Source organism: Paraburkholderia gardini (assembly GCF_907164545.1).
Classification (GTDB): Bacteria; Pseudomonadota; Gammaproteobacteria; order Burkholderiales; family Burkholderiaceae; genus Paraburkholderia; species Paraburkholderia gardini.
Genome location: NZ_CAJQZB010000007.1, coordinates 146495 through 173183, shown reverse-complemented (window position 1 = coordinate 173183; position 26689 = coordinate 146495). Strand labels below are relative to the sequence as shown.

Below are 26689 nucleotides of genomic sequence, written 5' to 3'. Positions count from 1 at the left end.
TCTTCGCGGAACACGTGCTGGCGCAGGCGTCGGCGCTTGAAGCGTCGATCGTGACGGCGAAGGGCGATGAGGGTGTGCTGGCGCTTGACGCAGATCAGTTCTGATCGCGAAAGGACCTGCGTGATGCGCGGACGGGCGGGCATTGCAGCCGAACGTCTATCAAAAACAGAACGGCGCCTCTTGTGAGGCGCCGTTCTGTTTTGAGTATGTCTGATCGCAGTCGAGCGATCGGGAAATCTGGTGAATTCGTCAGGCGTACGCCGGCCGGTGCGCGCTGCCCGTGTCGCCGAGATAGCGATGCACGGACAGGTCGCCGGACTGGATCGCCGGCTGCTTGCCGGAGATCAGATCGGCGAGCAACTGGCCCGAGCCGCACGACATCGTCCAGCCGAGTGTGCCGTGTCCCGTGTTCAGGAACAGGTTCGACACCGGCGTACGCCCGACGATCGGCGTGCCGTCCGGCGTCATCGGACGCAGACCCGTCCAGAAGGTCGCTTTCGACGTATCGCCACCGCCCGGGAACAGGTCGTTGACGCATGTTTCGAGCGTCTCGCGGCGCGCCTGACGCAGCGACTTGTCGAAGCCCGCGATTTCGGCCATGCCGCCGACACGGATCCGGTCGTCAAAACGTGTAATCGCGATCTTGTACGTTTCGTCGAGCACCGTCGAAACGGGGGCTGCGGCTGCATCGACGATCGGCGCGGTAATCGAGTAGCCCTTCAGCGGATAAACCGGAATCTTGACGACATCCGCCAGAAAGCGTGTGGAGTATGAGCCGAGTGCGACGACGTAGCTGTCGGCCACCACCATCTCGTCGCCACATTTCACGCCGGCGATGCGGCCGTTGCCCATCGCGAGCGCGTCGATCGGCGTGTTGTAGCGGAACTTGACGCCGAGCGCTTCGGCCATCGCGGCGAGGCGCGTGGTGAACAACTGGCAGTCGCCGGTTTCGTCACCCGGCAGGCGCAGGCCGCCCGTCAATTTGTGCGACGTCGCGGCAAGCGCCGGTTCGACGCGCGCCAGTTCAGCGGGCGTCAGCAGTTCATACGCGACGTTCGCGTCCTTCAGCACGGCGATGTCTTTCGCGGCGCCGTCGAGCTGCTGTTGCGTGCGAAACAACTGGAGCGTGCCGCCCGTGCGGCCTTCGTACTGGATGCCGGTGTCGGCACGAAGCGCCTGCAGACAGTCGCGACTGTATTCAGCCAGGCGAACCATGCGCCCCTTGTTGACGGCGTAGCGCTCCGTCGTGCAGTTCTGCAGCATCTGCCACATCCACTTCAGCTGGAACTGCGTGCCGTCGAGCCGGATGGCGAGCGGCGCGTGCTTCTGGAACATCCATTTGACGGCCTTCAGCGGCACGCCAGGCGCCGCCCACGGCGCGGCGTATCCGGGCGAAATCTGCCCCGCGTTCGCGAAGCTGGTTTCGAGTGCCGGACCGGACTCACGGTCGATCACGGTCACTTCGTGACCCGCGCGCGCCAGGTAATACGCGCTCGTAACGCCAACGACACCGCTGCCCAGAATGACGACTCGCATGACTTCTCCAGAAAGGTCGAAAGGCTGACGGCATCGAAACGTTCGATTAATGACGGATTACGTGGTCAACCCAGTGTTAACGGCTATCATATTGATGATCAGGTAGCTGTTGTTATCGTATTTTGTGGATTTTCAGTGGATAAACCATGCGAACCCAACGTCAACCGGTCCGCGCTCTGGACAAGCTGGATCGCCGCATCCTGAAACTGCTCCAGCAGGATGGGCGCATGGCCATGAAGGACCTCGCCGAACAGGTGGGGCTCTCGGTTACGCCGTGTATCGAACGCGTCAAACGCATGGAGCGCGAAAGCGTGATCATGGGCTATCACGCCCGGGTGAATCCGGCCGAACTGGGCGCGGCACTCCTGGTGTTCGTCGAGATCACGCTCGATCACAAGAGCGGCAACATGTTCGACCAGTTCCGGCGCGAAGTGCAGAAGATTCCCGAGGTGCTGGAGTGCCATCTCGTATCGGGCGACTTCGACTATCTGATCAAGGCGCGCATCGGCGAAATGGCCGACTACCGGAAACTGCTCGGCGACATCCTGCTGCAACTGCCCGGCGCGGTGCAGTCGAAGAGCTATGTCGTCATGGAAGAGATCAAGGAAACGCTGACGATCGCCGTCGGCGAGTGAGGCTCACCTGGCCATCTGACGGGTCTCGACAAACGTCTAAAACACTGTATATTTATACAGTGTTTTAGACGTTTTGCTTTCCACTTTCCATACCGTGACCCGTTCCGACGACGAATATCCGATTGCCCCGCCGGCGCCCCTCAAGGGGCGCGGTGCGGTCACGAACCTGCAGGGGCGCTACGAGATTAACCAGCGCGAAGCGTTCGACGACGGCTGGGTGGTGTCGCCCGCGGATGAAGAAAACGGAACGCCTGCATTGCGTACCCAGGTTTTCGAAGAGAAGGCGAAATCGATCCTGACGCGCAACGCTTCGCCGGACATTCCGTTTAGCGTGTCGCTCAATCCGTATCGGGGGTGCGAGCACGGCTGCATCTACTGCTTCGCGCGCCCAACGCACAGCTATCTGGGGCTTTCGCCGGGGCTGGATTTCGAGAGTCGTATCTACGCCAGGATCAATGCAGCGGCATTGCTTGGGCGCGAATTGTCGAAGAAATCCTACGTCCCCGAGCCCATTGCGCTGGGCGTGAATACCGATGCCTGGCAGCCGGTGGAACGCGGTCTCGGATTGACCCGTAGCGTCATCCAGGTGCTGCATGACCGTGGGCACCCGTTCGCGGCCATTACGAAGTCGTCGCTGATCGAACGCGATCTTGACCTGCTCGCGCCCATGGCGGCGCGCGGGCAGGTCATGGCGGCCATCACGATCACGACGCTCGACGCCGATATTGCCCGTACGCTGGAGCCGCGCGCCGCGACACCCGCGCGGCGGCTGCGCACGATCAAAACGTTGAGCGAGGCGGGCGTGCCGGTGGGCGTCAGCATTGCACCGGTGATTCCGTTCGTCACGGAGCCGGACATGGAGCGGGTGCTGGAAGCGTGCGCCCAGGCGGGGGCGTCGTCGGCCAGCTTTATCGTGCTGCGATTGCCCTGGGAAGTCGCGCCGTTGTTCAAAGACTGGCTCGCAGCGCATTTTCCGGATCGTGCCGATCGCGTGATGAGTCGTGTGCGAGACATGCGTGGCGGAAAGGACTACGACGCGTCGTTCGCGACGCGGATGAAAGGTGAAGGGCTTTGGGCAGATCTGCTCAAGCAGCGTTTTCACAATGCCGCCCGACGGCTCGGTCTGAACGAGCGGCAACGCGGCATTCTGGATATGTCGCAGTTTCGCCGGATCGAAATGGTGAAACCGCCGTTACCGGATAACCCGCAACTCGATCTTTTCTAGAACAGTCGCGGGATGCGCCGGGGTCTTACTGAGAAAGCGCTTTCGCCGCCTGAACCTGCGATTCGAAGTACGTCTGAAACGAGAACGCGAGCCCTGTCATCAGCAGGAACGCGCCGATCAGCAGCGAGAAGATAACGATGAAGATCACGGTCCAGCCCGAGTGGCTCTCTTTACCAGTTTGCGCGTTGAACTGCGCATCCCATTTTTCATCGGGGCGCAGCCCGTAGACGATCGCAGCGAGGAACGCCGCGAACAGCGAGACCGCACCCGGAAAAACGAGCATCCAGCCGAGCGTCGACGCGCGGTCGGTCGCGGCGAGCAGCAGATAGCCGGGGATACCGATCAGCGTGCCGAGCAGATGCGCCCAGCCATACACATCGCGCAATCCATACAGATAGAAGCGATGCGCACCCAGCGTGCCGAAGAAGAACGCCAGTGCTGCGGTTATCGTCTTGGATCTGAAGCGCGGGGAAAGCGAGGCAGCGGTGGACATGAGCTAGGACTGAATTTCCAGACAACGGGATGGACGCGCCAGGCGCGCATGCCGCGGCAGGTACGCGGGCCGACGCGCATTCTACGCCTGGCGCGCGCCGTGGGTCACTTTGGAAGTCCCGGCGCGGGTGTCGTTCTTGCCTCGTGCGCCTGGCTGGGTGAACTGGTCAAGGCGCCGTCCAGGTGACACGATAGATCGCGCCCGCATAGTCGTCGCTGATCAGAAGCGAGCCGTCGGGTAATGGCAGCACGTCGGCGGGGCGACCCCACACGCTTTCATCCGGCATCAGCCAGCCTTGGGCGAAGACCTCCTGGCGCGGATTGCTGCCGTCGGCGTTCACGATCACCCGCATGACACGGTATCCGACTTTCCGGCTGCGATTCCACGATCCGTGCTCGGCGATGAAGATGTTGTTCCGGTAGTCGGTCGGGAACATCGTACCGGTGTAAAAACGCATCCCGAGCGATGCGACATGCGCGCCGAGCTTCGCGACCGGCGGCGTGAATTCGCTGCACGGGTGGTTCTTGCCGAATTCCGGGTCGGCGATGTCGCCCGCATGGCAGAACGGATAGCCGAAATCCATGCCGCTGCGCGGAGCGCGATTGAGCTCGTCGTCGGGGCGATCGTCGCCGAGCATGTCGCGGCCGTTGTCGGTGAACCACAGCTCGTGCGTCACCGGATGCCACGCGAAGCCGACCGTGTTGCGAATGCCACGCGCGATCGTTTCGTAGTGGCTGCCATCGGCGTCCATGCGGCCGAGCATGGCGTAATGGTCACGATCCGGCAGGCAGATGTTGCAGGGCGCGCCCTGCGGCACGTACAGCTTGCCGTCGGGGCCAAAGGCGATGAATTTCAAGCCGTGGTGATGCCCGGTGGGCAATCTGTCCGTGACGACCGCCGGCTTTGGGGGATCGGCCAGATGGTCGTCGATCGCATCGAAACGCAGAATCTTCGACACCGCTGACACGTACAGCGCCCCGTCGCGCCACGCGACGCCGGCCGGCATGTCGAGTCCGGACGCGATCACGTGCCGGGCGGTGACCCGCCCGGCACGCAGTTCCAGGGCGTAAACGTGGCCGTCGATGCTGCCCGCATACAGAATGCCCTTCGGCGACAAGGCCATTTCGCGTGCCGAAGGCACGTTGTCCGCCAGAACTTCGATGTGAAATCCGGGCGGCAGCTTGATTCGCCCGATTGGCAACGACGCTGCCGTGGCGGCGGTTGCAGTCAGATTCATCAGGAAAAATGCGATGACGAACAGCCAGTCATGCCGGCTGTCCGGGCGTCCAGACCGCAGTCCGGGCATCGTCAGAAAAGCAGTTTTCATGTGCCTCCCGCATAGATAACCGGGCGAGCCCGCTGCCGCTGCGTCGGGCGCGATGTCTCGTCGCAGCGGCCCGGCATTGCAGTTTATCCCCGTAAGTGTTTGTTATGGCATTGCTTTCGGGCTATAATCTCGCGTTTCAGTGGTTTCGAACCCCGGATTTCAAGGATTCCAGTATGGTCATCATCCGCTTGGCTCGTGGCGGCTCCAAGAAGCGCCCGTTCTACAACATCGTCGCAACCGATTCGCGTAACCGTCGTGACGGCCGCTTTATCGAACGCGTTGGCTTCTACAACCCGGTCGCTACGAAGGGTGAGTCGCTGCGTATCGCTCAGGACCGCCTGACGTACTGGCAAGGCGTTGGCGCGCAGCTGTCGCCGACCGTCCAGCGTCTCGTGAAGGAAGCCCAAAAGGCGCAGCCGGCTGCCTGATGGTAGCCAGCATGCGCATCGCGGGCGTGTCGCGCGAACTGTGCGGCGTGCCGGATGCGCACGTATTGTCTGAAGTTGGCCCGAAGCAGGCTGCGAGGTTGACCCATGTCCACGCGTGATTCTGACGGCTCGGGCCGTAGCAAAACCGCGAACCGTGGCGAAGCTTCATTTGGCGCCTTTGTCCGCAAGCCGGTAGCGCGGGTTGCTCCGGCAGCGGCGGGTCCGGTTGCAGCAGAAATGCGCGCTGAACCGGCAGAAAGCTGGCCGGACGACGCTGTCGAAGTCGGTGCAATTGTCGACTCGTATGGCCTGAAGGGCTGGGTGAAGGTGGCCGCGCATGCGGACGCCGGGCGAGGCGGCGACGCCTTGCTGAGCGCAAAACGCTGGTGGCTGCAGAAAGGCCGCGAGCGTCGCTCTGCAACCGTTCTGCAGTCGAAGATACACAGCGATAGTATCGTTGCCCATCTGGGCGGCACGGCCGACCGTGACGAGGCGTTGTCGCTGCGCGGTCACAGCGTGTACGTGCGTCGCAGCGACTTCCCGGCACTCGATGCCGACGAATTTTACTGGGTCGACCTGCTCGGCCTCTCTGTCGTCAACGAATCTGGCGTCGCGCTGGGCACGGTTGCCGACATGATCGACAACGGTGCGCATTCGGTTCTGCGCATCGAGTATCCGACCACGGGGAAAGACGGCAAGCCGGTTACTGGCGAACGTCTGATTCCGTTTGTCGGCGTCTACGTCAAATCGGTGGATCAGGCGGCGAAGAAGATCGTCGTCGACTGGGAAGCCGATTATTAATCGCGGTGCCGGCATCACGGTACCGGGCACGATTCGCTGAATGGGGAGAGCGATGCAGTTCGATGTCATCACGCTCTTTCCTGACATGTTTCATGCATTGACCGATTGGGGTATCACCAGCCGGGCAGCGAAGCAGCAGCGATACGGTTTGCGTACGTGGAATCCGCGCGATTTCACGACCGACAACTACCGTACCATCGATGATCGCCCGTATGGCGGCGGCCCTGGCATGGTCATGCTTGCAAAGCCGCTTGAAGATGCGATCGGTGCAGCGAAAGCCGCGCAGGCGGAGCAGGGTGTGACCGGTGCGCGCGTCGTGATGATGTCGCCGCAGGGCGCAACGCTCAATCACGATCGCGTGATGCAGTTCGTGCAGCAACCGGGTTTGATCCTGCTGTGCGGTCGCTACGAAGCGATCGATCAGCGTCTGATCGAACGGGTTGTCGATGAAGAAGTCAGCCTGGGTGATTTCGTACTGTCCGGTGGAGAGTTGCCGGCGATGGCGTTAATGGATGCTGTCGTACGCCAGTTGCCCGGCGTACTGAACGATTCGCAGTCGGCGGTGCAGGATAGTTTCGTCGATGTATTACTGGACTGTCCGCATTACACGCGGCCTGAAGAATATGATGGCGTGCGCGTGCCCGATGTGCTGCTCGGCGGCCATCATGCGGAAATCGAGTTGTGGCGTCGGCGCGAAGCGCTGCGCAACACAGTGGTCAAGCGCCCCGATCTGATCGAGCGCGCGAGAAAGAACAAGATGCTGAGCCGTGCCGATGAGGCATGGCTTGCAAGTCTCGCGAAAGAAGCGTCGAAGGCGTAAGCCTTCACGATTCCGAGTGAGCACCAGGCGGTGTCGCACATGCGTGTGCGGCGCCAGATGTGAACCCATCCTCTATCGGGGCCGTAGCCGCGCGCAGCAGGCAAAGCCAGCGCAAGGCAGGTACGAACGCCGACAAGATGGACATAGGAGTCAGTGATGAATCTGATTGCAAAACTCGAGCAGGAAGAAATCGCGCGCGCCCTCGGCGAGAAGACCATCCCCGAATTCGCCCCCGGCGATACGGTGATCGTCAGCGTGAACGTGGTTGAAGGCACGCGCAAGCGTGTGCAGGCTTATGAAGGCGTCGTGATTGCCAAGCGCAATCGTGGCCTCAACTCGTCGTTTATCGTCCGCAAGATTTCGTCGGGCGAAGGCGTCGAGCGTACGTTCCAGACGTATTCGCCGCTGCTGGCAAGCATCGTCGTGAAGCGTCGCGGTGACGTGCGTCGCGCAAAGCTGTACTACCTGCGCGATCGTTCGGGCAAGTCGGCCCGGATCAAGGAAAAGCTGGTCTCGAAAGGCCGTGCTGCTTCGCAGGCTTGAAACCTGTAAGAGCTGTAAGAAAAAGCACCCCTCGCGGGTGCTTTTTTCTTTGGTGCGTCAGAATAGCGCCTTGTCCAATTCAATCGCCCGATTCCGGGAAACCCGTTGACCCGCCCCGTTTTTGAACCCGAAGCCCTGCCTGTCGAATCGACGGGTATCGATCTGCCTGCCGTTGCGCCCGAACGGCTGACGCCCGACGGTCTGCGCGCGCGTTTTGAAAAAACGCTCGCGTGGGCGCCGGAGCCGCTGGTGGAAACGCGTCTGCATGACGGCGATCCGCGACTGGCCGCCGTGCTGGTGCCGCTGATCGTGCGCGACGAAGGGCTCACCGTGCTGTTGACGCAGCGCGCCGACCATCTCAACGACCATGCCGGCCAGATCAGTTTTCCGGGCGGCCGCCGGGAATCCTGGGATGCGGACGCAACCGCGACCGCGCTGCGCGAAGCTCAGGAAGAGGTCGCGCTGGATCCTGCGCGCGTCGAAGTGCTGGGTTCGCTGCCCGACTACCTGACGGGTACCGGTTTTCGCATCACGCCCGTGGTCGGTCTCGTGCATCGGCCGTTCACGGTCGAAGCCGATACGCTCGAAGTCGCCGAAATCTTCGAGGTGCCGCTCGCCTTTCTGATGGACCCGGCGCGTCACGAAGTCCGCGTGTTTCGCTGGGAAGGTGGGGAGCGTCGTTTTTTTGCGATGCCTTATCCGCGTGGCGAACCGGACGGTCATCACTTCATCTGGGGTGCAACGGCGGGCATGTTGCGCAATTTCTATCGCTTCCTCGCCGCGTGACCCGAAAGGCAGTCTTGCGCCCCAGGCGTTTGCGCCCCTTGCACGCTCAGGCTCATCCGACCCTGTGCTATCGTTATAAAAGAATCACATAAACCTGAATGGCACGGCGCACCGCATGACATTTTTCTCCGTATTGCTGGCTCTTATCATCGAACAGTTACGCGCGCTGTCGCCTGGCAATCCGGTGTCGGCGCTGCTTCAGTACCATGCGGAGTCTGCCGCGCAAGGCTTTGACGCCGGCAAGCAGAAGCACGGAATCCTCGCCTGGCTGGTCGTGGTGCTGCCATGGACGCTCTTCGTCGGCGCCGTTTACTACGTGTTGTATGAGATCAACTTCGTGCTCGCGTTCCTCTGGAACGTCGCGATCGTGTACTTCACGCTCGGCTTCCGGCAATTCAGCCACTATTTCACCGACATCCATCTCGCGCTCAATAACGACGATGTGCCGCGCGCGCGTGAAATTCTCAATGAGTGGACTGGCCTTGAGACCATCGATATGCCGGTCAGCGAGATCGTGCGTCACACGCTGATTTACGCGGTGATCGCGTCGCATCGTCACGTGTTCGGCGTGTTCTTCTGGTTTCTCGTGCCGGTCGGGCCGGCCGGCGCGGTGCTGTATCGCATCGCTGAATATCTCGCGAGGACGTGGTCGAAGCCGGCCGACGACCGCACGCCGGCGTTCTCGACGTTCGCGCAGCGGGCGTTTTTCGTGATCGACTGGATTCCGGCGCGTTTGACGTCGCTGGGTTTCGCGATCGTCGGCAATTTCGAAGATGCCATCTACGCGTGGCGCAATCACGCCCGCCAGTGGCCCGATGCGAACGATGGCGTCCTGCTCGCCGCAGGCAGTGGTGCGCTCGGTGCGCGTCTGAGCGGGCCGCTTGCCGAACCGTCGAGTCTCGATGCGCTTTCGACCGGCGACGGTGGCCCAATGCAGGTCGGCGACGACTGCACGCCGCGCACGCTGCAATCCGCGGTCGGGCTGGTGTGGCGCGCGGTTATCCTGTGGATGATCATCCTGCTCATGCTGACGATCGCCGTGTGGCTGGCCTGAGTCTCGCGCCCCGGAACCATCAGTCGCAAAGCAGAAGAGGCCGGAATGAAAACCCGGCCTCTTTTTTTATTCGCTAATCGAGCTGGTGACGATCAGCCGTCAAGCGGATCCCGTGCGGTTCCACATTGCCAGCACACCGTGAACTGCGCTTCCAGCGTCTCTCCACACCCGGCACAACGCCACGCTGGCGCGCCCGCGGCAGGACCGTTCGTGGCGGCGTCGATCAACCGGCGCGCAAGCGCTTCGTCGCGTTCATCGACGAGCCACAGTTCCGGCGCGCACTGTTCCGCTGGAATTTCGCCCAGCGCGCCGTTCAGATAGCGGTTGTGCAACTCGCACGCGACGCCCGCCGCCGACAGCACGTTGATCCAGTGCTGTCCGGTCACCACGTTCGGTGCGCGCATCAGTTTCATCATGGCGGGGCGGGAGTCGGCGCCTAGCGCACGATCTGGCTGGCTTCGTGGACAAGTTGCGCATAGAGCGCATGACGTTCGCGCGCGATGCGACCGCTGGCGACGGCTTCGAGGATCGCGCAGCCCGGCTCGTGCAGGTGATGACAGTTATAGAAGCGGCAATCCGCCAGCAGCGGACGAAACTCCGGAAACGCGCGTTCGAGGCGCCCTTCGGTGAGATGGTGCAGGCCGAATTCCTGAAAACCGGGCGAGTCGGTGAGCGAGCCGCCTTCGGGCAATCGATGAAGACGCGTGTACGTGGTCGTATGGCGGCCGCTGTTCAACGCGGTCGAGATCTCTCGCGTCGCGACTTCGGCGTTCGGGACCAGAAGGTTCACGAGCGTCGATTTACCCATGCCGGATTGCCCGAGCAGAAGCGTCGAATGCCCGGTCAGATGTTCACCGAGTGCCGCACGGGCCTCGTCGGGCCGTGTCCTGACCGACACCTCCACGACCGGATACCCGAGTTCGCGATAGCGTGCGAGCCGCGCGCGCGCGCCCGGGAGCGCGGCCTCGACGTCGGTTTTGTTCAACATGATGAGCGGCTTCAGCGCGTTGGCTTCGGCCGCGACCAGCGCGCGGCCGAGCAGGTCCTCGCTGAAATGCGGCTCGGTGGCGAGCACGATCAGCAACTGGTCGAGGTTCGCCGCAAAGAGCTTCGACTTGTACTGGTCGGACCGGTAGAGCAGGTTGCGCCGCTCGTCGATGGCGACGATCACGCCCTGGTCGGCAGACGCCGCTTCGTATGTCACGCGATCGCCGACGGCGACCTCGCTCTTCTTGCCGCGTGGAAAGCATTGCAGCGGCGCGCCGCCGTCATCGGGCACGACGAGGTAATGGCGGCCATGCGCCGCGACGACGAGACCGTGTACCTGCTTTTGGGCGCTGGCCGCGGCGCGGGCCGCTTTCGGCGAACGGCCGCTCATGCGTGCCGCAGCAGGCGGTCGATCCGCTGCGACGCCGGCGGATGCGAATAATAGAACGCGGTGTAGAGCGGGTCGGGCGTGAGCGTCGACGCGTTGTCCTCGTACAGTTTGACGAGTGCGTTGACGAGGTCTTTGGCATCCGTCTGCGTGGCGGCGAAAGCGTCGGCCTCGAACTCGTGCTTGCGCGAACTGAGACTGCCAAGCGGTGTCACGAAGAACAGGAACACAGGGACGGCGAGGAAGAACAGCACGAGCGCAAGCCCGCTATTGCCGCCGATGAGCGACGGGCGCACGCCCAGCCCTTCGTAGAACCACACGCGCTGCGACAGCCAGCCGAGCAATGCCAGCATCACGAGGCTGATCGCGAACGTGACCACCATCCGCTTCACCACGTGACGACGCTTGAAGTGGCCCAGTTCGTGCGCCAGTACCGCTTCGATCTCGTTGCCCGACAGGCGCGCGAGCAGCGTGTCGAAAAACACGATGCGTTTGGCCGCGCCGAAGCCCGTGAAATACGCGTTGCCATGCGCCGAACGACGGCTGCCGTCCATCACGAAGAGGCCCTTGGCGGCGAAGCCGCAGCGCTTCATCAGCGCCTCGATGCGGGCTTTCAGCGCTTCGTCCTTGAGCGGTTCGAACTTGTTGAAGAGCGGGGCGATGAACGTCGGATACAGCACCAGCACGAGCATCTGGAACGCGACCCACACGATCCACGTCCACAGCCACCACAGGCTGCCCGCCTGGTTCATCAGCCACAGCACGACGAACAGCAGCGGCAGGCCGAACGCTGCACCGAGCAGCACACCCTTGATACGGTCGACGAAGAAAATACGCCGGCTCATCCGGTTGAAGCCGAAACGGTCTTCGATCACGAACTGACGGTAATAGTCGAACGGCAGATCGATCACGCTCGTGATCGCGACCACCGCCGCGACCAGCGCGATCTGGCCGCTGTAGCCGCGGCCGAGCCAGTCGGTCAGGCTGAGATCGAGCCACTGGACACCGCCCAGCAGCGTCAGCCCGATCAGCACCGCGGCGCTGACGACGATTTCCGCCATCGTAAGGCGCGTGCGCTCGACGGTGTAATCGGCGGCGCGCTGGTGTGCCGGCAGCGGAATGGCGGTGGAGAACTGCGGCGGCACCTGGTTGCGGTGCGCCGCCACGAAGCGGGTTTGCCGCGACGCGAGCCAGAGTTTGGTTCCGACCATCGCCACAACGGCGATCACGAACAGAACGGTGAAGTACAGGGTAGGCATCCGGGAGGTCCGTGGTATCTATGCGAGAATTATATGTTTCTTCCCGCCGGCTGGCGGGTTGCGCTCATACGAACTATTTTGGCGGCTTTAGTGACGTCCGGGCGCACCGTGCGCACGCAACGCCCACCGCCTGATAACAACCAAGGTTGCCTTCATGACTGACACCCCCGACGCCGCTGGCCAGACCCCGCTCGTTCGCAGCGACATGAATCTCATCTGGCTCGACATGGAAATGACGGGCCTCGAACCGGACACGGACCGCATCATCGAGATCGCTGTCGTCGTGACCAGTTCGACGCTCGATAAACTGGTGGAAGGCCCGGTGCTGGCCATTCATCAAAGCGACGAAACGCTGGCTAAAATGGATCAGTGGAACCAGAACACGCACGGCCGCTCGGGTCTGATCGACCGGGTGCGCGCGTCGACGGTCAGTGAAGCCGAAGCCACCGAACAGATTCGCGCGTTCCTCGGCGAATACGTACCGCCGGGCAAATCGCCGATGTGCGGCAACTCGATCTGCCAGGACCGCCGTTTCATGGCGCGCTGGATGCCGGACCTCGAACGCTTTTTCCACTATCGCAACCTCGACGTCAGCACGCTGAAGGAACTGTGCCGCCGCTGGCAGCCGACGATCTACAAGGGCTTTCAGAAGCGCGCGATGCATACGGCGTTGGCCGACATCCATGAATCGATCGACGAACTCAAGTACTACCGCGAGCACTTCCTGATTCCGCAGGCCAGCGCGCCCGGCGCTGCCGCGGTCGCCATCTGAGCCGCTGCGGTCCGGGCCGCCATCGCAGGCGCCCGTTAGCAGCCTGAAACGCTACCGGGGAGTGCGCTGCGCGCTCTTCGGGCGAAATGCCGCGACCACGCTCGCGTTCGTTTCCACGTACGGGCCACCGATCAGGTCGATGCAATACGGCACCGCCGCAAAAATGCCTGGAACGACGACCGCACCGGCTTCATCGCGCAACCCCTCCAGCGTTTCCCTGATCGACTTTGGCTGACCCGGCAGATTGACGATCAGCGCGGCGCGCTCCGCCGTTTCGCGGATGACCGCCACTTGCCGCGAGAGAATCGCGGTCGGGACGAAATTCAGGCTGATCTGCCGCATCTGTTCGCCAAATCCCGGCATTTCCCTTGTGCCCACCGCGAGCGTGGCTTCCGGCGTGACGTCGCGGCGCGACGGGCCCGTGCCGCCCGTTGTCAGCACCAGATCGCAGCCCACGGTGTCGGTGAGCTCGACGAGCGTGGCCGAAATGGTGGCCGCGTCGTCCTGTATCAGCCGGGTCTCGACGCGCCATGGCGAGGCGAGCGCCGTGCCCAGCCACGCCTCGAGCGCGGGAATGCCCTTGTCCTCATAGACGCCGCTGCTCGCCCGGTCGCTGATCGACACGAGGCCGATCAGGATCTCGTCAGGGTGGTTACGCGCCAGTTTCGTCATCGTCGTCTTCGCGGGGTTCACCGGATTCGTCGCTGTCGTCATCATCGTCGCCGGTTTTGCTCGTGTCCTTGATCCACTGGAACAGTTCGCGGAAGTAGCGCGGCGGCCTGGCCTGCTGCTGCTCCTTGCGCGCGTTACGAATCAGCGTGCGGCCTTCCTGCGGGTCGGCGGCGGGGTGCTGGCGGATGAATCCGGTCAGCGCCGCGTCGTCGGCGAGCAGCTTCTCGCGGGTGCGCTCGATCCAGTGCAGACGGGCCGTTTCGGCCTTGTTGATGCCCTTGTAGCTGTCCAGCGCGGTACGCAGCGCGGCCGTTTCCGCATCCAGCAGCCCGCGCATCACGCGGCCGACGTACTGCACCTGACGGCGTTTGCCTTCGTGATCGGTAATGCGGCGTGCCTCGCGGACCGCGTCGTTGAGCGCTTCGGGCATCGGCATGCGCTTGAGCGCGTCTTTCGGTAGCGCGATCAGCGCCTCGCCCAGTTCCTGCAGCGCGTGCATGTCACGCTTGAGCTGCGATTTGCTGGGACGGTCATACCCGTTCTCGTCGACTTCCGGAGCGGGTTGCATGGGTTGAGTGCGGGTTTTGCGTGTCATGTCCATATTGTAACGTGCCGTGTCCCGCCAACCCCCATGCCGGATGGCTAACGCGCTGGCTTGAAGACGGTCGAAGGTCAGGTACGGCGGCGCGGACCTTGCTATGATCGCGAGATGCGGAATTTCACCGATGCGAACAACAGGCGGGCCGGTTTCCGGCCCCGAACCGGACGGTAACGACGATGGCAGCAGACACCGACATGGACGTTAAACAGCGCTTTTTCCCGCACACGCAGGACGAACTGAAGCAGATCGCCGAAGACATCCTGCGCCACGCGAAGGCGATCGGCGGCAGCGACGCGGCCACTGAAATCTCCGAGGGCGACGGTCTGTCGGTCTCGGTGCGGCGCGGCGAAGTCGAAACGATCGAGCACAACCGCGACAAGATGGTCGGCGTGACGGTCTTTATCGGCAACAAGCGCGGCAACGCGAGCACGTCGGATTTTTCATCCCAGGCGCTGAAGGACACCGTTGCGGCCGCATACAACATCGCGCGTTTCACGGCGGAAGACGACTGCGCCGGTCTCGCCGAAAAGGAACTGCTGGAAACCAGCCCGCAGGATCTCGATCTGTATCACCCGTGGAATCTGTCCGCCGACGAAGCGGTCGAAATCGCCCGTCGCGCGGAAGACGCCGCGTTTGCCGTCAGCCCGCAGATCCGCAATTCGGAAGGCGCGAGCGTCTCCGCACAGCATTCGCAGTTCGTGCTCGCCACCTCGCGCGGTTTTCTCGGCGGCTACCCGTATTCGCGGCATTACGTGGCGTGCGCGCCGATCGCCGGCAGCGGGCGCAACATGCAGCGCGACGACTGGTACACGTCGAAGCGCAGCGCCGGCGATCTGGCCGATCCGGAAGCCGTCGGCCGTTACGCCGCGCATCGCGCGCTTGCGCGCACGGGCGCGCGCGGTCTCGACACGCGCAAGGTGCCGGTGCTGTTCGAGGCACCGCTTGCCGCGGGCCTGCTCGGCGCGTTCGTGCAGGCCACGAGCGGTGGCGCGCTGTATCGCAAGACAACGTTTCTCGTCGACAGTCTCGGCAAGCCGGTGTTCGCGCCGCACGTTCAGGTGGTCGAGGATCCGCACACGCCGCGGGCGATGGGCAGCGCGCCGTTCGACGAAGAAGGCGTGCGCACGCAGCGCCGTTCGGTGGTGAAGGACGGCGTGGTCGAAGGCTACTTCCTGTCGACGTATTCGGCGCGCAAGCTCGGCATGAAGACGACCGGCAACGCCGGCGGCTCGCACAACCTGTCGCTGCTCAGTTCGAGCACGCGGCCGGAGGACGACTTCGAGGCGATGTTGAAGAAGCTCGGCACGGGTCTGCTGCTGACGGAACTGATGGGACAGGGCGTCAACTACGTGACGGGCGACTATTCGCGCGGCGCGTCGGGCTTCTGGGTGGAGAACGGCAAGATCCAGTACCCGGTCGAGGAAATCACCGTCGCGGGCACATTGCAGGAAATGTTCCGTCATATCGTCGCGATCGGCGCGGATACGATCGTGCGCGGCACCAAGCAGACCGGCTCGGTGCTGATCGAGCGGATGACGATTGCCGGGCAGTAAGCGCTCGTCAGCATGAAGAGACGCATGCCGTCTGCACAAAAAAACGCCACGGCGCAATCCAGCCGTGGCGTTTTTTCATGCGCCCGTCAAAAGGCGCGACGTGCAGTCACGAAGATTCAGTCGTGCCGGCGCTGATACGTCACGAACGCGTAGTCGAATTCGTTCGGCGCATGCGCGCGATGCGTCTCGCGTGCAACTTCGTCCCAGTGCCCAGGGTCCGGCGCGGGAAACGTCGCATCGCCTTCGAAGTCGGCGGAAATCTCGGTCATCACGAGCTTGTCGGCGTGGTGAAAACCTTCGTGATAAAGCTGTGCGCCGCCGATCAGGAATGCTTCGGGCGCCTGATCCTGCTGGGCGAGCGCGAGTGCTTCGTCGAGACTCGTGACCGTGTCGCAGCCGTTGAAGCGCCGGGTGGCATCGTGCGTGACGACGATATTGCGTCGTCCCGGCAGCGCGCGACCGATCGATTCGTGGGTCTTGCGGCCCATGATGATGGGCGCGCCCATCGTCGTGCGCTTGAAGAAGGCGAGGTCTTCGGGCAGGCGCCAGGGCAACTGGTTGTCGCGGCCGATCACGCCGTTGCGGGCGCGAGCGACGATCAGGGTCAGCGTCGTCATCGAGTAGTCAGTGAACATAATCGTCCTGATTCTACCTGACGGGCGCATCGCCTCTTTTCGCGGAACCGGCCGCTTGCGTGCAATGTCCGCTGCGTGGGGAACGCGCCGCGCTCACTCCGGATGCTCGCTGTCGCCGTGCAGGCCCGCCTTGTCCTCCGGCGCGATACATTCGCGCAGACCGTGTGCGCCCATCAACCGGTACAGCGTGACGCGCGAAATGCCGAGGTCGGCCGCCGCTTCGTTCAAACGATGACGATGGCGCAGCAGCGCCGATTCGATCGCCCGTTTTTCCGCGGCTTCGCGGGCCTGCGAGAGGCTCATCGTCTGCTGCTCGGTGAAGTGCGCGAGATCGAGGTCGTCGGCGGAGATCAGCTTGTTCTCGGCCATCACGATCGCGCGCCGGATCCGGTTGATCAGCTCGCGCACGTTGCCGGGCCAGTTGTAGTTGTACATCGCCTCGATCGCCGAGGGCGTGAAGCCGCGAATCTTCCGCGCGCTGTCGGTCTTGAACTTGTGCAGGACGTGATGCGCGATGATTTCGATATCCTTGCCACGTGCGCGCAGCGGCGGTTCGTCGACGCGCAGCACGCACAGACGGTGAAACAGGTCGGCGCGAAAGCGTCCGTCGCGCATCGCGAGTTCGAGGTCGATGTGGGTCGCGGAAATGATGCGCACGTCGACCGTGATCGATTCGCGGCCGCCCAGCCGCTCGATCTTGCCTTCCTGCAGGAAACGCAGCAGGCTCGCCTGGCTTTCCATCGGCAGATCACCGATTTCGTCGAGCAGCAGCGTGCCGCCGTCCGCCGCCTCGACGCGGCCGATCTTGCGCTGGTTCGCGCCGGTAAAGGCGCCGCGCTCATAGCCGAACAGTTCGGATTGCAGCAAGTGATGCGGAATCGAGCCGCAGTTGATCGCGACAAACGGCGCCTTGCGGCGTGGCGAACGTTCGTGAATCGCGAGCGCGGTCAGTTCCTTGCCCGTGCCCGATTCGCCGGAGATGAACACGCTCGCGTCCGTGTTGGCGACCTTGCGGATCGTGCGAAAAAGTTGCTGCATCGCCTCGCACGTGCCGACCATTTCTTCGTCGCCGGTTACGGCGGCGCTCGCGGCGAGGTCGGGATCGCACAGCGAGACCATGCCGAACGCGTGGCCCACGAGGTAATCGATCGTCGCGCTCGCGACGGGCGTTTTCACGTAGTCGAAGCAGTAATGGCGGATCAGGCGCCGCGTTTCAGGATCGGTGAGGCGCTCATCCGTCGCGAGCGCGATCCAGCCGACCTGCTGCTGGCGCAGGCTCGCTTCGAGGCCCGCCAGGTCGCGCGGCACGAAGCTCGTCAGATCGACGATGCCGGCACACGCCAGATCCGGCTTCAGGAGCCGGCTGAGTTCATGCGCCGAGCGTGCGACCACGACGGTCCAGCCTCGGCTTCGCAGGTGGGCGGCGAGCGTCTCGTCGGGTACCCGCGCGACGTACAGCAACATGCGCGCGGCCTCGGTGTCGGGATGTCCGGCGCGTTCGCCCGCATCGATCCCTGGACCCGACTCACGGGCGAGCGAGAGGCGTTGCTCCGTCTTCTGCTCGCGCTGCGCGACGGTTTCCTTGCTGCGGGCGAGCGAAAGCCGCGAGCCCGCGCCAGCGAGCGGAGTGACGGTAGTCAGATGGGGTGATTCGCGCACGATCGACCTCGTATCGGTGGCACGTCAGAAAGTGTAGGGGAACCGCATGCCGACGACGAAATTCGGTGCGTCGGGCGTCAGGCCCACCGACACCACGCCGTTGATCGTCAGGTGCTTGTTCACTACGTGATTCAAGCCAAAATTCAGTACCGACGCGGTGGTTTCGCTGCCCGGCACACTGACGTAGCCGCCGCCCGGCGACTTCGTCTTCGATGACGGTTCAATAGCCATCGTGTAGGAGATGCTTGCGGAATCCTTGTCCGAGAACGCCAGCGCGACGCCGCCGCCGAACTGCACGATGTCGCCGAGCTTCACGGTTGCGGGCTGTGTCTGGCCGGCCACCGACGAGATATCCGCAAACGAACGGGCGATGTTGTAGGTATAGGACACACTGCCGAACAGCACGACCGGGTCATAGGTTTTCAATACCGACATACCCGCCGTGATGTTCCAGAAACCCGTGCCGGTGGGCAGCTTGCTCGGCGCGACCAGATTCGTGTTGTCGGGCGTGAGCTGGACGACCTTGATGCCGAACGGCGACGTGCCGGTCGGCGCCTTGACGCGCAGGCTGCCGACCACGTCGGGCAGGTTGTTGGTTTCCTTCAGGAACTGGTAATAGATCCCGAAGTTGACGTCGCCGATCGCACTGGAATTGACCGACGCGTCCGACAGGGAATTGGCCGCGCCGCCTGCGCCGCCCACGATGAAGTCGCTGTGACGATAGATGTACGGCACGTCGACATCGACGCTCATGCGGTCCGTGAGACCGTAGCGCGTGTCGAGGTCGGCCATCACCTGGTGCGACTTCGTCTGACCGAGGTTGATGTTGCCGAGGAAAATCGCGTCGAGCGCGAGGAACCCGGACAGTTGCAGCTGGCGGCGGTCGTAATAGGTATCGCTGATACCCCAGTCGAGCGTCAGCTTGTGGTCGAAGAGCGGTGCGTGTTCGCGCTGTACGACGGCTTCCTCGGCCTGGGTACGGACGGGTTCGGCCGCTTTCTGGGTCTGGCCGACCGTGCCGTCCGTGCCGGCGGAGCCGGCCGGTCCCGACGTGCCGGCCGTGGCCGGCGTGGCACCCGCGGGCACGCCCGGCGCGCCGTTACTGGGCGAGGGCGGGTTGACCGGCACGCCGGTCGCCGTACCTGTCGAACCGCCCGGCGCCGGTGCCCCCGGGCTGACCTGGGCGAGCGGCGGAAGCGGCACGGGCAGGCCGTCCGCGCCGGGCTGCTCTGCGACCGCTTCCGAGCCGGCGGGGCCGCCATAACCCGGCGCGCCGCGTCCGCGCTGCGCCATCTCGAGGTTCGTGACCTGCCGCTCCAGCGAGTGAATCTGCCTTTGCTGTTCGTCGACGACGCGCATCAGTGTGTTGAGCCGTTCGTCCACCGACTGGCCCGCAAGCGCCTGCGCACTCGCCCCCTGTGAAAGCGCGAACAGCATCACCGCGACTGGAATGGCCGCCAGTGCGCTGCGCGGCGCCCTGGTTCCTGAATCGTTCTTCATTCTTGTTCCCCCGGGAAAACAGCCGCGCGCCGCGGGTCTCCTTGTCGCAACGCGTTGCCGTTGGTACTGCCTGCGTCTCTTTTTACTGCGGTCTCAGGTCACGGGTGGCGGCCCGCCTTATCTCCTCGAGTTCTGCAGAGCCTGCAGGACGCCGATCTGTTGCAGCATTGCCGGTGTCATCTGTTGCGTCTGCAGGTGCAACATCAACTGGTTCCCGACCTGCTGGTTATTCCCCGCGATCTGTAGCATCTGCGCGATCGAACTGACCTGCTGCGCGGTGCTCGGGACGATGGTTTGCGTCGCGATGCCGGCCGGCGTCTGCAGTGCGACGGTGACGCCGCCCGTGCCGAACGCGATGCCAGCCTTGATCGTGCCGGAAGCGTTCGATGCGTTCGACGTCGCCGAATTCGTGCCGCCTGGTACGTTCGCCAGTTGTGCAGCGTTGTTGTTGAAATCGATCGTTGCCGCGTTCACGCCGATGTTGTGGTCACCCGCCACCTGCGTGACCTGCGATACGCCGTTCACCGAGACGCCCTGTCCGCCGCTGGTCGTTGCGTTCGGACTGGCGCCGCTGTTGGCGGCGTTGGTCGCGTTCTGCTCGATGACTTTCGTCATCGTGTTCACCTGCGCGTTGATCTGGTTAGTCAGATTTTTCGTGACGGTGAGGGCGCCCTGGGCGATCGCCGCCGCACCATTGGGCAACTGCCATTGGGAAAGGACACTCAGCACGAACCCGGAGATCATCGGGGCACCGGCGAATTTGCCGGTCTGATGCTCGAGTACGTCGTCGTCCACCATTTGCCACTTGAGTTGCTGAGGGGCAACATCGCGCGTCGACAGAAAACCGGGAACCGGTGAAGTGCCTGTTCCGTCGGCGGCAAAAGCCCCACTTGCGAAGACGCATGTCGATGCGCACAACGCGAAGCCGAACCGGGTGAATGTAAGCTTCATGGTCGGGTCAGAACAGGTCTGCCTTGGTCAAGCCAAATTCGACAAAAGGAGTCGCCGCCGTCCCGTTGTTCAGCGCGTTGGTGCGCAGCTTCAGGGCCAGCGACTCGTTGTCCTGCAACAGCGGTGAATCCTCCAGAAATGGTTTTCCGAGGACAGCGAACACGAGACCGTTCCAGGTCTTCGCGAAGTCCTCTTCGAGCACAATGCGATTGCCAAGGGCAGGATCCGCGATGAAAATGCGGCCGTCCTGCGCATGCTTGACGATCACGAAATGCTCATACCCTCCGATATTCATCAGAACCATGACGGGGATCTGCAGGTGATACAACGCGTCGACATTGACCCGATAACCTCTGCCGCGCAGCCCGATCGTCTCGACGAACTTCTTCATGTCGAGCATCGAAAAACCATTCTTCACGACGACGTCGGGCGTTGAAAACACCATCATGCGGCGGATCAGTTCCGTCTCGGGGATGTCGATGCCGTAGCCGTACTTGAGGAGTGTGGCGAGCGCAGCTGCACCGCAGCTGTAATCGAACTGCTGGCTGACGATGTGGCCGTAACGAATGTCCTTCATCGAGCGCACCGTTTTATGAAGCGGGACGCCCATCAGGGTAGACGTATCGATGACAGCCTGTGCGTGGCCTGCCGCACACATCGTGCAACTTGCCAGCGCTGCGGCGAGCCTGACGACGCGCCGCGACACGAGAGGTGGGACAAGCCCGGACATGCTGGTCTCCTGCTGATTCACGCCGGCCGCTTCCGTGGCGGCCGGCGCGTTCCCCACTGTGATTCGATCAGTGACCGCTGTTGAGGGCGGCGATCGCCAGACCGTTGTGCTGCAGGTTGCCGGCGCCACCGGCGATGTTCACGCCGATGTTGCCGGTTGAGCCCGCCAGTGCGCCGGCGCCGAGCATTGCCGTACCCTGGAACTGACCCTGCACCGCCATTGACGCGCTTTGCGAGTTGTTGTCCGTGGCGACCATGGCCGTCGTCTGCGCCTTGCCTGGCGATGTCGTCGTGACCGCGCCGGCAAGGCTGTTGTTCTGCGCATTGCCGATACCGGACGCGACGTTCACACCAACGTTGCCCGACACGTGTTGCAGCGAGTTATCGCCGATCGAAGCGTTCAGGTTGAAGTTGTTGATCTTCGCGTGGCCGGAAGACGACTGCACGTTGAAGACCTGCGCATTGCCGAACACGTTACCGATGTCGACCGAAGCGAGCGACGTGTCGTTGCTCTGGGCGTTGTCGATACCTTCCGCGATGTTGATACCGAGGTTGCCCGATACACCCGAGCCCGCACCCGCACCCGTGGTGGCGTTCAGCGTGCCGGCGACGCGCGTGTCATAGACCTGCGTGACGGAGCCGGTCGTCTTCACGTCGGTGGTTGCCAGCGTGTCGTTCACGCTGTAGCCCGAAGAGCGCGATGCCTGCGACGACTTGCTGTACGAAGAGGAGCTTGCGCTTCCCGTCGCATGCGTGGACGAGTCGTTATGAGCGTAAGTCGACGTGGAGCCCTTCGACTTGTTGCCCGAGCCGCTGTTCGATGCCGTTGCCGCCCAGCTTTGGGATGCGTCGCCATACGAAGCGTGGTTTGCATCGGCGCTCTTCGTCGAGTTCGACGTGTCTTCCGAGTTCGAGCCGTGCGAGGACGTCGACGAACCGCCGTTGTTGTGATTGCTCTTGTAGTTCGACGCGGTGCTTTCCGAACCCGAAACCGAGACGCCAGCGTGGCCATTGAAGATGTTGCCGCCGCTCGAGGTGGCGATACCTGCCGAAGCCGTGCCTGCCGCCGCCTGGCTATGGTTGCCATTCGCGTAGTTGGAGCTCGCATTCTGCGACGAAGAATTATTCGTGTGCGTCTTCGACGTGTCGCTTGCCGAGGCGCTGTTGCTGGACCAGCCGTTGTCGTTCGCGCTATGTGCCTGGCTCGCTTCCCCCGCGCTCGCCGTGTTGCCGTACGCGTAGTTGCTGGCCGAACTCTTCGTCGTCGTCGAGTTCGATGCGTTCGTCGTGGTCGTTGTGTAGCCGTGCAACGAGGCTTCGTTTGCCGTGAACGACTTGTTGTCGTACGAGGTGTTCGTGCCCGTGCCGACAACGCCGCTTGAACGGTTGTTATAGCTCGTCGTGACGGCGCCCTTTATATAGCTCTGTGCCTGTGGATCGAGCGATGCAAAGACGCTGGTGTTCTGGGTGTTGTTCACGACGGCGCCGGCGGTGCTGGACACGTTCACGCAGCCGAACAGCGTGACCCAGCCTTCGATGCCGACCTGTTCGCCGACCATGGTGGCGTTGAACAGGTAGGGGTTCTGCGGCGATGCGAAGGCGGAACCCGAAGCTGCCGCAAACACTGCCGCTGCAATAATTGTGCGTTTCATTTTTTCGCTCCGATACGAGTGTGGCTATTTAGAAAAGAGTGCCCGCCGGGGGACGGAGCACAAAACTGTTTGCCGTTGCATTACCGGCTCCTGCAGCCTGGTTGATCTGGACGATCCCGCTGACGTTCTTGAAAGCCTCATTGGAAATGCTGGCTTCCCTGACGCCCTGAACCCCGATGGATTGACCCGAACCACCGTTTTTCGCGGCCGTCGCGGATAGCACCCCATCCGGAACGGTCTCGACTCCGAGCACCGCAGTGCCAAGCTGCACACTGTTTTGCTGGAGATTTCCCGCGCCCGCAGACTGGTTCAACATCACCGCTCCGGACGTACTGGAAAATGCATTACCTTCGATGGAAGCGCGCGCGGCCTTGACCTTCGCGGCGACCGTCGAGCTCTGGGCGCTGAAGTTGTCGTTCGCCACCGCGCCGCCTGTCGTGATCGTCAACTGGTTGGCCTGGGCGTTGTCGAGGCCGGCTGTTTCGTTCATCGCGATCGCACCGTGCACGCTGGTCGCGGCGCCGTTCGCGATCGTCGCATCGGCGGTGACGCGCGGGACGGACTGCGCATGGGCGACCGGCACGAGCAGTGCGCCGAGTACCGCGCACGCGGCGATCGAACGGCGCATGCCGGGGGTGCGGTTCGGAAGGCGGCTCATTTCAGGCCTCCCAGCGCACCGCCGAGGGCGGTCGACAGCGGCGCCAGCGCGCCCGATACCGATGAGGAAATCGTGCCGCCGATACCCGCCGCCGGCGCGCCGATGTTGCCGCTGTTCAGCGCGATGTTATTGCCGGTGGCGTTGCCGCTGAGGATGCGTGTGACCGCCTGCAGGCCGGCTGCGCCGACGCTGCCGTCGGCCAGTCCGGTCGAGCCGTGCGCGCTCGTCAGGTCCGCGTCGGAGACCATCGTCGCCATCATCGGATTGAAGCTGCTGGCCGGGAACGTCGTGGCGCGCACCAGTACCGGGTCCTCGCTCTTCGGCACGTTGTCGTAGGCGATGCGCGGGGTGATCTGACGTTCGACGATGATGTCGCCGGGATTGACGGCCTGCTCGGCGCTCGCGAGCGTCGCGGCACCGGCGGCCAGGGCGCCGAGCAGCAGGGCTGCAAGGCGCGGCGCGGATGGCCGGCGGGCACGCGTGGTCTGGGTTGAAGCGGTCATGTCAGGGTCCCCGATAGCGAACCGAAGTGCCGGTGCCGGGCAGCGGCGATCGTGTTCGTTGTTCATTCGCGTTACTGTCTTGTGAAGCTCGCCACGTTGCCTTGCGCCGCGCGGGCCGCATCCACCGGAACCGGCAGCGGCGTGGGCGGTGCAATCTCGTCCCACAGCGTCACCGACCCGCCCCGCATCTGCGGCGTCGCCGCCACCATCACCATGCCGACCGCGCCGCCGCGCTGCCGCGACAGCATCTGGTCGTCGAGCACCATGCCGTTCGACGCGGCGACGTCCGCGGCCCCGGTGGAATCGGCAGACGTCTGTGCGGCGACCGACGATGTGTCCGTCGCGTTGTCGTCCAGACTGGCGAGCACTACGGGCGTTACGGATGCAACGGCAGGTCTACTGCTGTCTGATGCGGGAGCAACCACCTGGGCAATGGCGTCGACAGGCAGCGCCGTCGAGGCCAGCAAGACGCAGATTGCGGCGCCCAGCGTGGACAACTTCATGTCGATGCGGAAAACAGGTCGCATGGTGTGTCTCCTTGGTGCAGGACATTTAGCGAAACGTGTGCCATCTGCCGCAATCCATTGATGGGACTGGGCAGCTTCTAATTGGCGTGATGGATGGATTAAGAAAACGACTGAAAATGTTTCAGGTCTGAAACGAGTGGCAGAAAATACCGGAGATTCCGGAAAGCAGCGGCGGGACGTGAAACGGAGTGAAAACGTTTAATCGTGTGATGGAATCGGTTTATTAACAGGATGCAGACAACCCGAATCGCCCGCTCAGCCTTACCTGTGGAGGAAGAGATATTTAATTTGCATAAATGTTTTCCCGGGCGGCGCGCGTATAGTAAGCTCTGGAAAACAGCAGCACATTTTAAAAATGTCCGGACCAGGGACGTCTCAATACACACACGCCGCTTTTCGGGGATCCGCTGTCCGCACGGAATGGAATGGCCGTTCGGTTTTTTGCCAACGCGAAATCCCGACGTGAGCCGGCGTGTCTGAAAACAACTGTTCAGGTACGTGCCGTCATCCTTAACGTTCGTTGACGAGAGGATCTGAATAATGGAATCCGCACCGCGGCAATTGATTTACGTGACTCGCGATCCAAGCGCGGACCTGAATTCGCGCTTTCACGAGCGCGGCTGGCATGTGGAAGTGGTCAATTCGGCGCGGGACGTTCGTCGCGCTGTGCGTGCCGGTACGGCAGCCGGCGGCCTGCTCGACCTGTCGAGCCGTTTTCAGCCGCATGAAATCGTCGGGTTCGAGTCGTGCCTGACGATGCCCAATGTCGGCTGGGTAGCCGCCACCACGCCAGGCCAGTTGCAGGATGCAGCACTGCGTCGTCTGGTGCGTGACTACTGTTTCGATTACGTAACGGTCCCGTATGCGGGCGATCGCATCGTCGATTCCGTCGGTCACGCTTACGGAATGATTTCGCTTGGCGAACCCGCCTCGAACGATGCCACGTCCACCGCTGGCACCGAAGGTGAAATGGTCGGTTCGTGCGACGCGATGCTCGCGCTCTTCCGCTCGATCCGCAAGGTTGCGATGACCGACGCGCCGGTGTTTATCTCCGGCGAATCCGGCACGGGCAAGGAACTGACGGCGGTGGCGATTCACGAACGCTCGGGCCGTCGCGCCGCGCCGTTCGTGCCGATCAACTGCGGCGCGATCCCGCCGCATCTGTTGCAATCCGAACTGTTTGGCTATGAGCGCGGTGCCTTTACCGGCGCGAACCAGCGCAAGATCGGCCGCGTCGAGTCGGCGAACGGCGGCACGCTGTTCCTCGATGAAATCGGCGATCTGCCGATGGAAAGCCAGGCCAGCCTGCTGCGTTTCCTGCAGGAAGGGAAGGTCGAACGGCTGGGCGGCCACGCGTCGACGTCTGTCGACGTCCGGATCATTTCGGCCACGCACGTCGACATGCATACGGCGATGATCGAAGGGCGGTTTCGTGCCGATCTGTATCACCGTCTGTGCGTGCTGCAGATCGACGAGCCGCCGCTGCGCGCGCGTGGCAAGGACATCGAACTGCTCGCGCGTCACATGCTCGAACGCTTCAGGAAGGATGCGAGCCGCCGTCTGCGCGGGTTTTCGCCGGATGCGATCGCGGCGCTGCATAACTACAGCTGGCCGGGCAACGTGCGCGAGCTGATCAACCGCGTGCGCCGGGCAATCGTGATGTCCGAGGGGCGTGCGATTACCGCACGCGACCTCGAGCTCGCGGATTACGTGGAGATCGTGCCGGTTTCGCTTGCGCAGGCGCGTGAAGCGGCCGAGCGTCAGGCCATCGAGCTGGCGCTGCTGCGTCATCGCGGGCGCCTCGGCGACGCGGCGCAGGAACTCGGCATTTCACGCGTGACGCTGTACCGGCTGCTGTGCTCGCATGGCATGCGACATATCGATGGCGATCCGATCGCCGTGCATGCGGATCTGCCCGCCACCATCCCGCATCTCTGAAGCGCATCGGGCGCTTCGTTCACCCTCATCCTCATCGGGAAGTTCGCCGGCATGCGC

The 26689-nt window shown here is 63.2% G+C and carries 28 protein-coding genes; 11 read left to right on the top strand and 17 right to left on the bottom strand.

What is annotated here, in order from left to right:
* Positions 1-249 precede the first annotated feature (249 nt).
* On the bottom strand, positions 250-1536 hold the full coding sequence (locus LPA37_RS08065; RefSeq protein ID WP_228975683.1) for a D-amino acid dehydrogenase: 1287 nt from the start codon (positions 1534-1536) through the stop codon (positions 250-252).
* 146 nt (positions 1537-1682) lie between these two features.
* Between LPA37_RS08065 and LPA37_RS08060 the strand changes: the two genes are divergently transcribed.
* A complete protein-coding gene (locus LPA37_RS08060) occupies positions 1683-2171 on the top strand; it encodes an Lrp/AsnC ligand binding domain-containing protein (protein WP_228975681.1) in 489 nt (162 codons plus the stop codon).
* Positions 2172-2265: 94 nt separating this feature from the next.
* Positions 2266-3396 carry a PA0069 family radical SAM protein gene (locus LPA37_RS08055; RefSeq protein ID WP_229012203.1) on the top strand — a complete coding sequence of 377 codons (1131 nt, stop codon included), beginning with the start codon at positions 2266-2268 and terminating at the stop codon, positions 3394-3396.
* Between the two features lie 25 nt (positions 3397-3421).
* Here LPA37_RS08055 and LPA37_RS08050 read toward each other — a convergent pair whose 3' ends face one another.
* A complete protein-coding gene (locus LPA37_RS08050) occupies positions 3422-3889 on the bottom strand; it encodes an NINE protein (RefSeq protein ID WP_228975677.1) in 468 nt (155 codons plus the stop codon).
* A gap of 166 nt (positions 3890-4055) precedes the next feature.
* Positions 4056-5126 (bottom strand): PQQ-dependent sugar dehydrogenase, encoded by a 1071-nt coding sequence (locus tag LPA37_RS08045; RefSeq protein ID WP_228975718.1) that lies wholly within the window; start codon positions 5124-5126, stop codon positions 4056-4058.
* A gap of 263 nt (positions 5127-5389) precedes the next feature.
* Here LPA37_RS08045 and rpsP point away from each other — a divergent pair, with 263 nt between their 5' ends.
* The 6 genes from rpsP to LPA37_RS08015 all read left to right on the top strand — a co-directional run bounded on the left by rpsP (position 5390) and on the right by LPA37_RS08015 (position 9648).
* Entirely contained in the window at positions 5390-5644 is a 255-nt protein-coding gene (gene rpsP, locus LPA37_RS08040) for a 30S ribosomal protein S16 (RefSeq protein ID WP_006476550.1), read from the top strand.
* Positions 5645-5749: 105 nt separating this feature from the next.
* Positions 5750-6445 carry a ribosome maturation factor RimM gene (rimM, locus tag LPA37_RS08035; protein ID WP_228975675.1) on the top strand — a complete coding sequence of 232 codons (696 nt, stop codon included), beginning with the start codon at positions 5750-5752 and terminating at the stop codon, positions 6443-6445.
* Between the two features lie 52 nt (positions 6446-6497).
* Positions 6498-7265, top strand: a complete 768-nt coding sequence (gene trmD / locus LPA37_RS08030; protein WP_229012207.1) for a tRNA (guanosine(37)-N1)-methyltransferase TrmD — start codon at positions 6498-6500, stop codon at positions 7263-7265.
* A gap of 156 nt (positions 7266-7421) precedes the next feature.
* The gene (gene rplS / locus LPA37_RS08025; protein WP_011489456.1) at positions 7422-7808 is read left to right on the top strand and encodes a 50S ribosomal protein L19; all 387 of its coding nucleotides are present in this window, start codon (positions 7422-7424) and stop codon (positions 7806-7808) included.
* A gap of 105 nt (positions 7809-7913) precedes the next feature.
* A complete protein-coding gene (locus tag LPA37_RS08020; RefSeq protein WP_229012202.1) occupies positions 7914-8594 on the top strand; it encodes a CoA pyrophosphatase in 681 nt (226 codons plus the stop codon).
* Positions 8595-8709: 115 nt separating this feature from the next.
* Positions 8710-9648, top strand: a complete 939-nt coding sequence (locus LPA37_RS08015) for a CobD/CbiB family protein (protein WP_229012201.1) — start codon at positions 8710-8712, stop codon at positions 9646-9648.
* 92 nt (positions 9649-9740) lie between these two features.
* On the opposite strand, the gene LPA37_RS08010 is transcribed toward LPA37_RS08015, so the two are convergent.
* Genes LPA37_RS08010 through LPA37_RS08000 form a run of 3 tightly spaced genes read right to left on the bottom strand, consistent with a single transcriptional unit; the run spans position 9741 to position 12282 of the window.
* A complete protein-coding gene (locus LPA37_RS08010; protein ID WP_228975716.1) occupies positions 9741-10061 on the bottom strand; it encodes a putative signal transducing protein in 321 nt (106 codons plus the stop codon).
* A gap of 23 nt (positions 10062-10084) precedes the next feature.
* Positions 10085-11026 (bottom strand): ribosome small subunit-dependent GTPase A, encoded by a 942-nt coding sequence (rsgA, locus tag LPA37_RS08005; RefSeq protein ID WP_228975664.1) that lies wholly within the window; start codon positions 11024-11026, stop codon positions 10085-10087.
* Positions 11023-12282 carry a M48 family metallopeptidase gene (locus tag LPA37_RS08000; protein ID WP_228975663.1) on the bottom strand — a complete coding sequence of 420 codons (1260 nt, stop codon included), beginning with the start codon at positions 12280-12282 and terminating at the stop codon, positions 11023-11025. The genes rsgA and LPA37_RS08000 overlap by 4 nt, the downstream gene beginning before the upstream one ends.
* A gap of 154 nt (positions 12283-12436) precedes the next feature.
* On the opposite strand from LPA37_RS08000, the gene orn reads away from it, so the two are divergent.
* The gene (orn, locus tag LPA37_RS07995) at positions 12437-13054 is read left to right on the top strand and encodes an oligoribonuclease (protein ID WP_229012200.1); all 618 of its coding nucleotides are present in this window, start codon (positions 12437-12439) and stop codon (positions 13052-13054) included.
* 51 nt (positions 13055-13105) lie between these two features.
* On the opposite strand, the gene mog is transcribed toward orn, so the two are convergent.
* Both mog and yjgA read right to left on the bottom strand, forming a co-directional pair.
* Complete coding sequence (mog, locus tag LPA37_RS07990) at positions 13106-13768, bottom strand: molybdopterin adenylyltransferase (RefSeq protein ID WP_228975714.1); 663 nt, start codon at positions 13766-13768, stop codon at positions 13106-13108.
* Complete coding sequence (gene yjgA, locus LPA37_RS07985) at positions 13707-14321, bottom strand: ribosome biogenesis factor YjgA (RefSeq protein ID WP_228975659.1); 615 nt, start codon at positions 14319-14321, stop codon at positions 13707-13709. Before yjgA ends, mog begins: the two co-directional genes overlap by 62 nt.
* A 182-nt stretch (positions 14322-14503) precedes the next feature.
* On the opposite strand from yjgA, the gene pmbA reads away from it, so the two are divergent.
* Positions 14504-15880, top strand: coding sequence for a metalloprotease PmbA (pmbA, locus tag LPA37_RS07980; protein WP_228975657.1), 1377 nt, complete (start codon positions 14504-14506; stop codon positions 15878-15880).
* Positions 15881-15996: 116 nt separating this feature from the next.
* Here the strand turns inward: pmbA and LPA37_RS07975 are convergent, their stop codons facing one another.
* The 9 genes from LPA37_RS07975 to LPA37_RS07935 all read right to left on the bottom strand — a co-directional run bounded on the left by LPA37_RS07975 (position 15997) and on the right by LPA37_RS07935 (position 24694).
* The gene (locus LPA37_RS07975; RefSeq protein WP_228975655.1) at positions 15997-16497 is read right to left on the bottom strand and encodes a dihydrofolate reductase; all 501 of its coding nucleotides are present in this window, start codon (positions 16495-16497) and stop codon (positions 15997-15999) included.
* A 111-nt stretch (positions 16498-16608) separates the two neighbouring features.
* Positions 16609-17979 carry a sigma-54 dependent transcriptional regulator gene (locus LPA37_RS07970; protein ID WP_228975712.1) on the bottom strand — a complete coding sequence of 457 codons (1371 nt, stop codon included), beginning with the start codon at positions 17977-17979 and terminating at the stop codon, positions 16609-16611.
* 219 nt (positions 17980-18198) lie between these two features.
* Positions 18199-19674 carry a DUF4813 domain-containing protein gene (locus tag LPA37_RS07965; RefSeq protein WP_228975653.1) on the bottom strand — a complete coding sequence of 492 codons (1476 nt, stop codon included), beginning with the start codon at positions 19672-19674 and terminating at the stop codon, positions 18199-18201.
* 117 nt (positions 19675-19791) lie between these two features.
* A complete protein-coding gene (locus tag LPA37_RS07960; protein WP_228975650.1) occupies positions 19792-20625 on the bottom strand; it encodes a peptidase C39 in 834 nt (277 codons plus the stop codon).
* A 7-nt stretch (positions 20626-20632) separates the two neighbouring features.
* Positions 20633-21355: a C39 family peptidase gene (locus LPA37_RS07955; protein WP_407672500.1), complete on the bottom strand. Its 723-nt coding sequence runs from the start codon at positions 21353-21355 to the stop codon at positions 20633-20635.
* Positions 21356-21422: 67 nt separating this feature from the next.
* Positions 21423-23006 (bottom strand): hypothetical protein, encoded by a 1584-nt coding sequence (locus tag LPA37_RS07950; RefSeq protein WP_229012199.1) that lies wholly within the window; start codon positions 23004-23006, stop codon positions 21423-21425.
* 28 nt (positions 23007-23034) lie between these two features.
* Entirely contained in the window at positions 23035-23634 is a 600-nt protein-coding gene (locus LPA37_RS07945; protein WP_229012206.1) for a hypothetical protein, read from the bottom strand.
* Positions 23635-23660: 26 nt separating this feature from the next.
* Complete coding sequence (locus LPA37_RS07940) at positions 23661-24167, bottom strand: hypothetical protein (RefSeq protein ID WP_228975709.1); 507 nt, start codon at positions 24165-24167, stop codon at positions 23661-23663.
* A gap of 71 nt (positions 24168-24238) precedes the next feature.
* Positions 24239-24694 carry a hypothetical protein gene (locus tag LPA37_RS07935; RefSeq protein ID WP_228975644.1) on the bottom strand — a complete coding sequence of 152 codons (456 nt, stop codon included), beginning with the start codon at positions 24692-24694 and terminating at the stop codon, positions 24239-24241.
* Between the two features lie 540 nt (positions 24695-25234).
* Here LPA37_RS07935 and LPA37_RS07930 point away from each other — a divergent pair.
* A complete protein-coding gene (locus tag LPA37_RS07930) occupies positions 25235-26632 on the top strand; it encodes a sigma-54 dependent transcriptional regulator (protein WP_228975642.1) in 1398 nt (465 codons plus the stop codon).
* Positions 26633-26689 lie beyond the last annotated feature (57 nt).

What these genes read in the sequence shown, in the direction of transcription:
- LPA37_RS08065 (WP_228975683.1), bottom strand. Translation starts at nt 1,536, where the DNA reads ATGCGAGTCGTCATTCTGGGCAGCGGTGTCGTTGGCGTTACGAGCGCG.
- LPA37_RS08060 (WP_228975681.1), top strand. Translation starts at nt 1,683, where the DNA reads ATGCGAACCCAACGTCAACCGGTCCGCGCTCTGGACAAGCTGGATCGC.
- LPA37_RS08050 (WP_228975677.1), bottom strand. Translation starts at nt 3,889, where the DNA reads ATGTCCACCGCTGCCTCGCTTTCCCCGCGCTTCAGATCCAAGACGATA.
- LPA37_RS08045 (WP_228975718.1), bottom strand. Translation starts at nt 5,126, where the DNA reads ATGAATCTGACTGCAACCGCCGCCACGGCAGCGTCGTTGCCAATCGGG.
- rpsP (WP_006476550.1), top strand. Translation starts at nt 5,390, where the DNA reads ATGGTCATCATCCGCTTGGCTCGTGGCGGCTCCAAGAAGCGCCCGTTC.
- rimM (WP_228975675.1), top strand. Translation starts at nt 5,750, where the DNA reads ATGTCCACGCGTGATTCTGACGGCTCGGGCCGTAGCAAAACCGCGAAC.
- trmD (WP_229012207.1), top strand. Translation starts at nt 6,498, where the DNA reads ATGCAGTTCGATGTCATCACGCTCTTTCCTGACATGTTTCATGCATTG.
- rplS (WP_011489456.1), top strand. Translation starts at nt 7,422, where the DNA reads ATGAATCTGATTGCAAAACTCGAGCAGGAAGAAATCGCGCGCGCCCTC.
- LPA37_RS08015 (WP_229012201.1), top strand. Translation starts at nt 8,710, where the DNA reads ATGACATTTTTCTCCGTATTGCTGGCTCTTATCATCGAACAGTTACGC.
- LPA37_RS08010 (WP_228975716.1), bottom strand. Translation starts at nt 10,061, where the DNA reads ATGAAACTGATGCGCGCACCGAACGTGGTGACCGGACAGCACTGGATC.
- rsgA (WP_228975664.1), bottom strand. Translation starts at nt 11,026, where the DNA reads ATGAGCGGCCGTTCGCCGAAAGCGGCCCGCGCCGCGGCCAGCGCCCAA.
- LPA37_RS08000 (WP_228975663.1), bottom strand. Translation starts at nt 12,282, where the DNA reads ATGCCTACCCTGTACTTCACCGTTCTGTTCGTGATCGCCGTTGTGGCG.
- orn (WP_229012200.1), top strand. Translation starts at nt 12,437, where the DNA reads ATGACTGACACCCCCGACGCCGCTGGCCAGACCCCGCTCGTTCGCAGC.
- mog (WP_228975714.1), bottom strand. Translation starts at nt 13,768, where the DNA reads ATGACGACAGCGACGAATCCGGTGAACCCCGCGAAGACGACGATGACG.
- yjgA (WP_228975659.1), bottom strand. Translation starts at nt 14,321, where the DNA reads ATGACACGCAAAACCCGCACTCAACCCATGCAACCCGCTCCGGAAGTC.
- pmbA (WP_228975657.1), top strand. Translation starts at nt 14,504, where the DNA reads ATGGCAGCAGACACCGACATGGACGTTAAACAGCGCTTTTTCCCGCAC.
- LPA37_RS07975 (WP_228975655.1), bottom strand. Translation starts at nt 16,497, where the DNA reads ATGACGACGCTGACCCTGATCGTCGCTCGCGCCCGCAACGGCGTGATC.
- LPA37_RS07970 (WP_228975712.1), bottom strand. Translation starts at nt 17,979, where the DNA reads ATGTTGCTGTACGTCGCGCGGGTACCCGACGAGACGCTCGCCGCCCAC.
- LPA37_RS07965 (WP_228975653.1), bottom strand. Translation starts at nt 19,674, where the DNA reads ATGAAGAACGATTCAGGAACCAGGGCGCCGCGCAGCGCACTGGCGGCC.
- LPA37_RS07960 (WP_228975650.1), bottom strand. Translation starts at nt 20,625, where the DNA reads ATGAAGCTTACATTCACCCGGTTCGGCTTCGCGTTGTGCGCATCGACA.
- LPA37_RS07955 (WP_407672500.1), bottom strand. Translation starts at nt 21,355, where the DNA reads ATGTCCGGGCTTGTCCCACCTCTCGTGTCGCGGCGCGTCGTCAGGCTC.
- LPA37_RS07950 (WP_229012199.1), bottom strand. Translation starts at nt 23,006, where the DNA reads ATGAAACGCACAATTATTGCAGCGGCAGTGTTTGCGGCAGCTTCGGGT.
- LPA37_RS07945 (WP_229012206.1), bottom strand. Translation starts at nt 23,634, where the DNA reads ATGCGCCGTTCGATCGCCGCGTGCGCGGTACTCGGCGCACTGCTCGTG.
- LPA37_RS07940 (WP_228975709.1), bottom strand. Translation starts at nt 24,167, where the DNA reads ATGACCGCTTCAACCCAGACCACGCGTGCCCGCCGGCCATCCGCGCCG.
- LPA37_RS07935 (WP_228975644.1), bottom strand. Translation starts at nt 24,694, where the DNA reads ATGCGACCTGTTTTCCGCATCGACATGAAGTTGTCCACGCTGGGCGCC.
- LPA37_RS07930 (WP_228975642.1), top strand. Translation starts at nt 25,235, where the DNA reads ATGGAATCCGCACCGCGGCAATTGATTTACGTGACTCGCGATCCAAGC.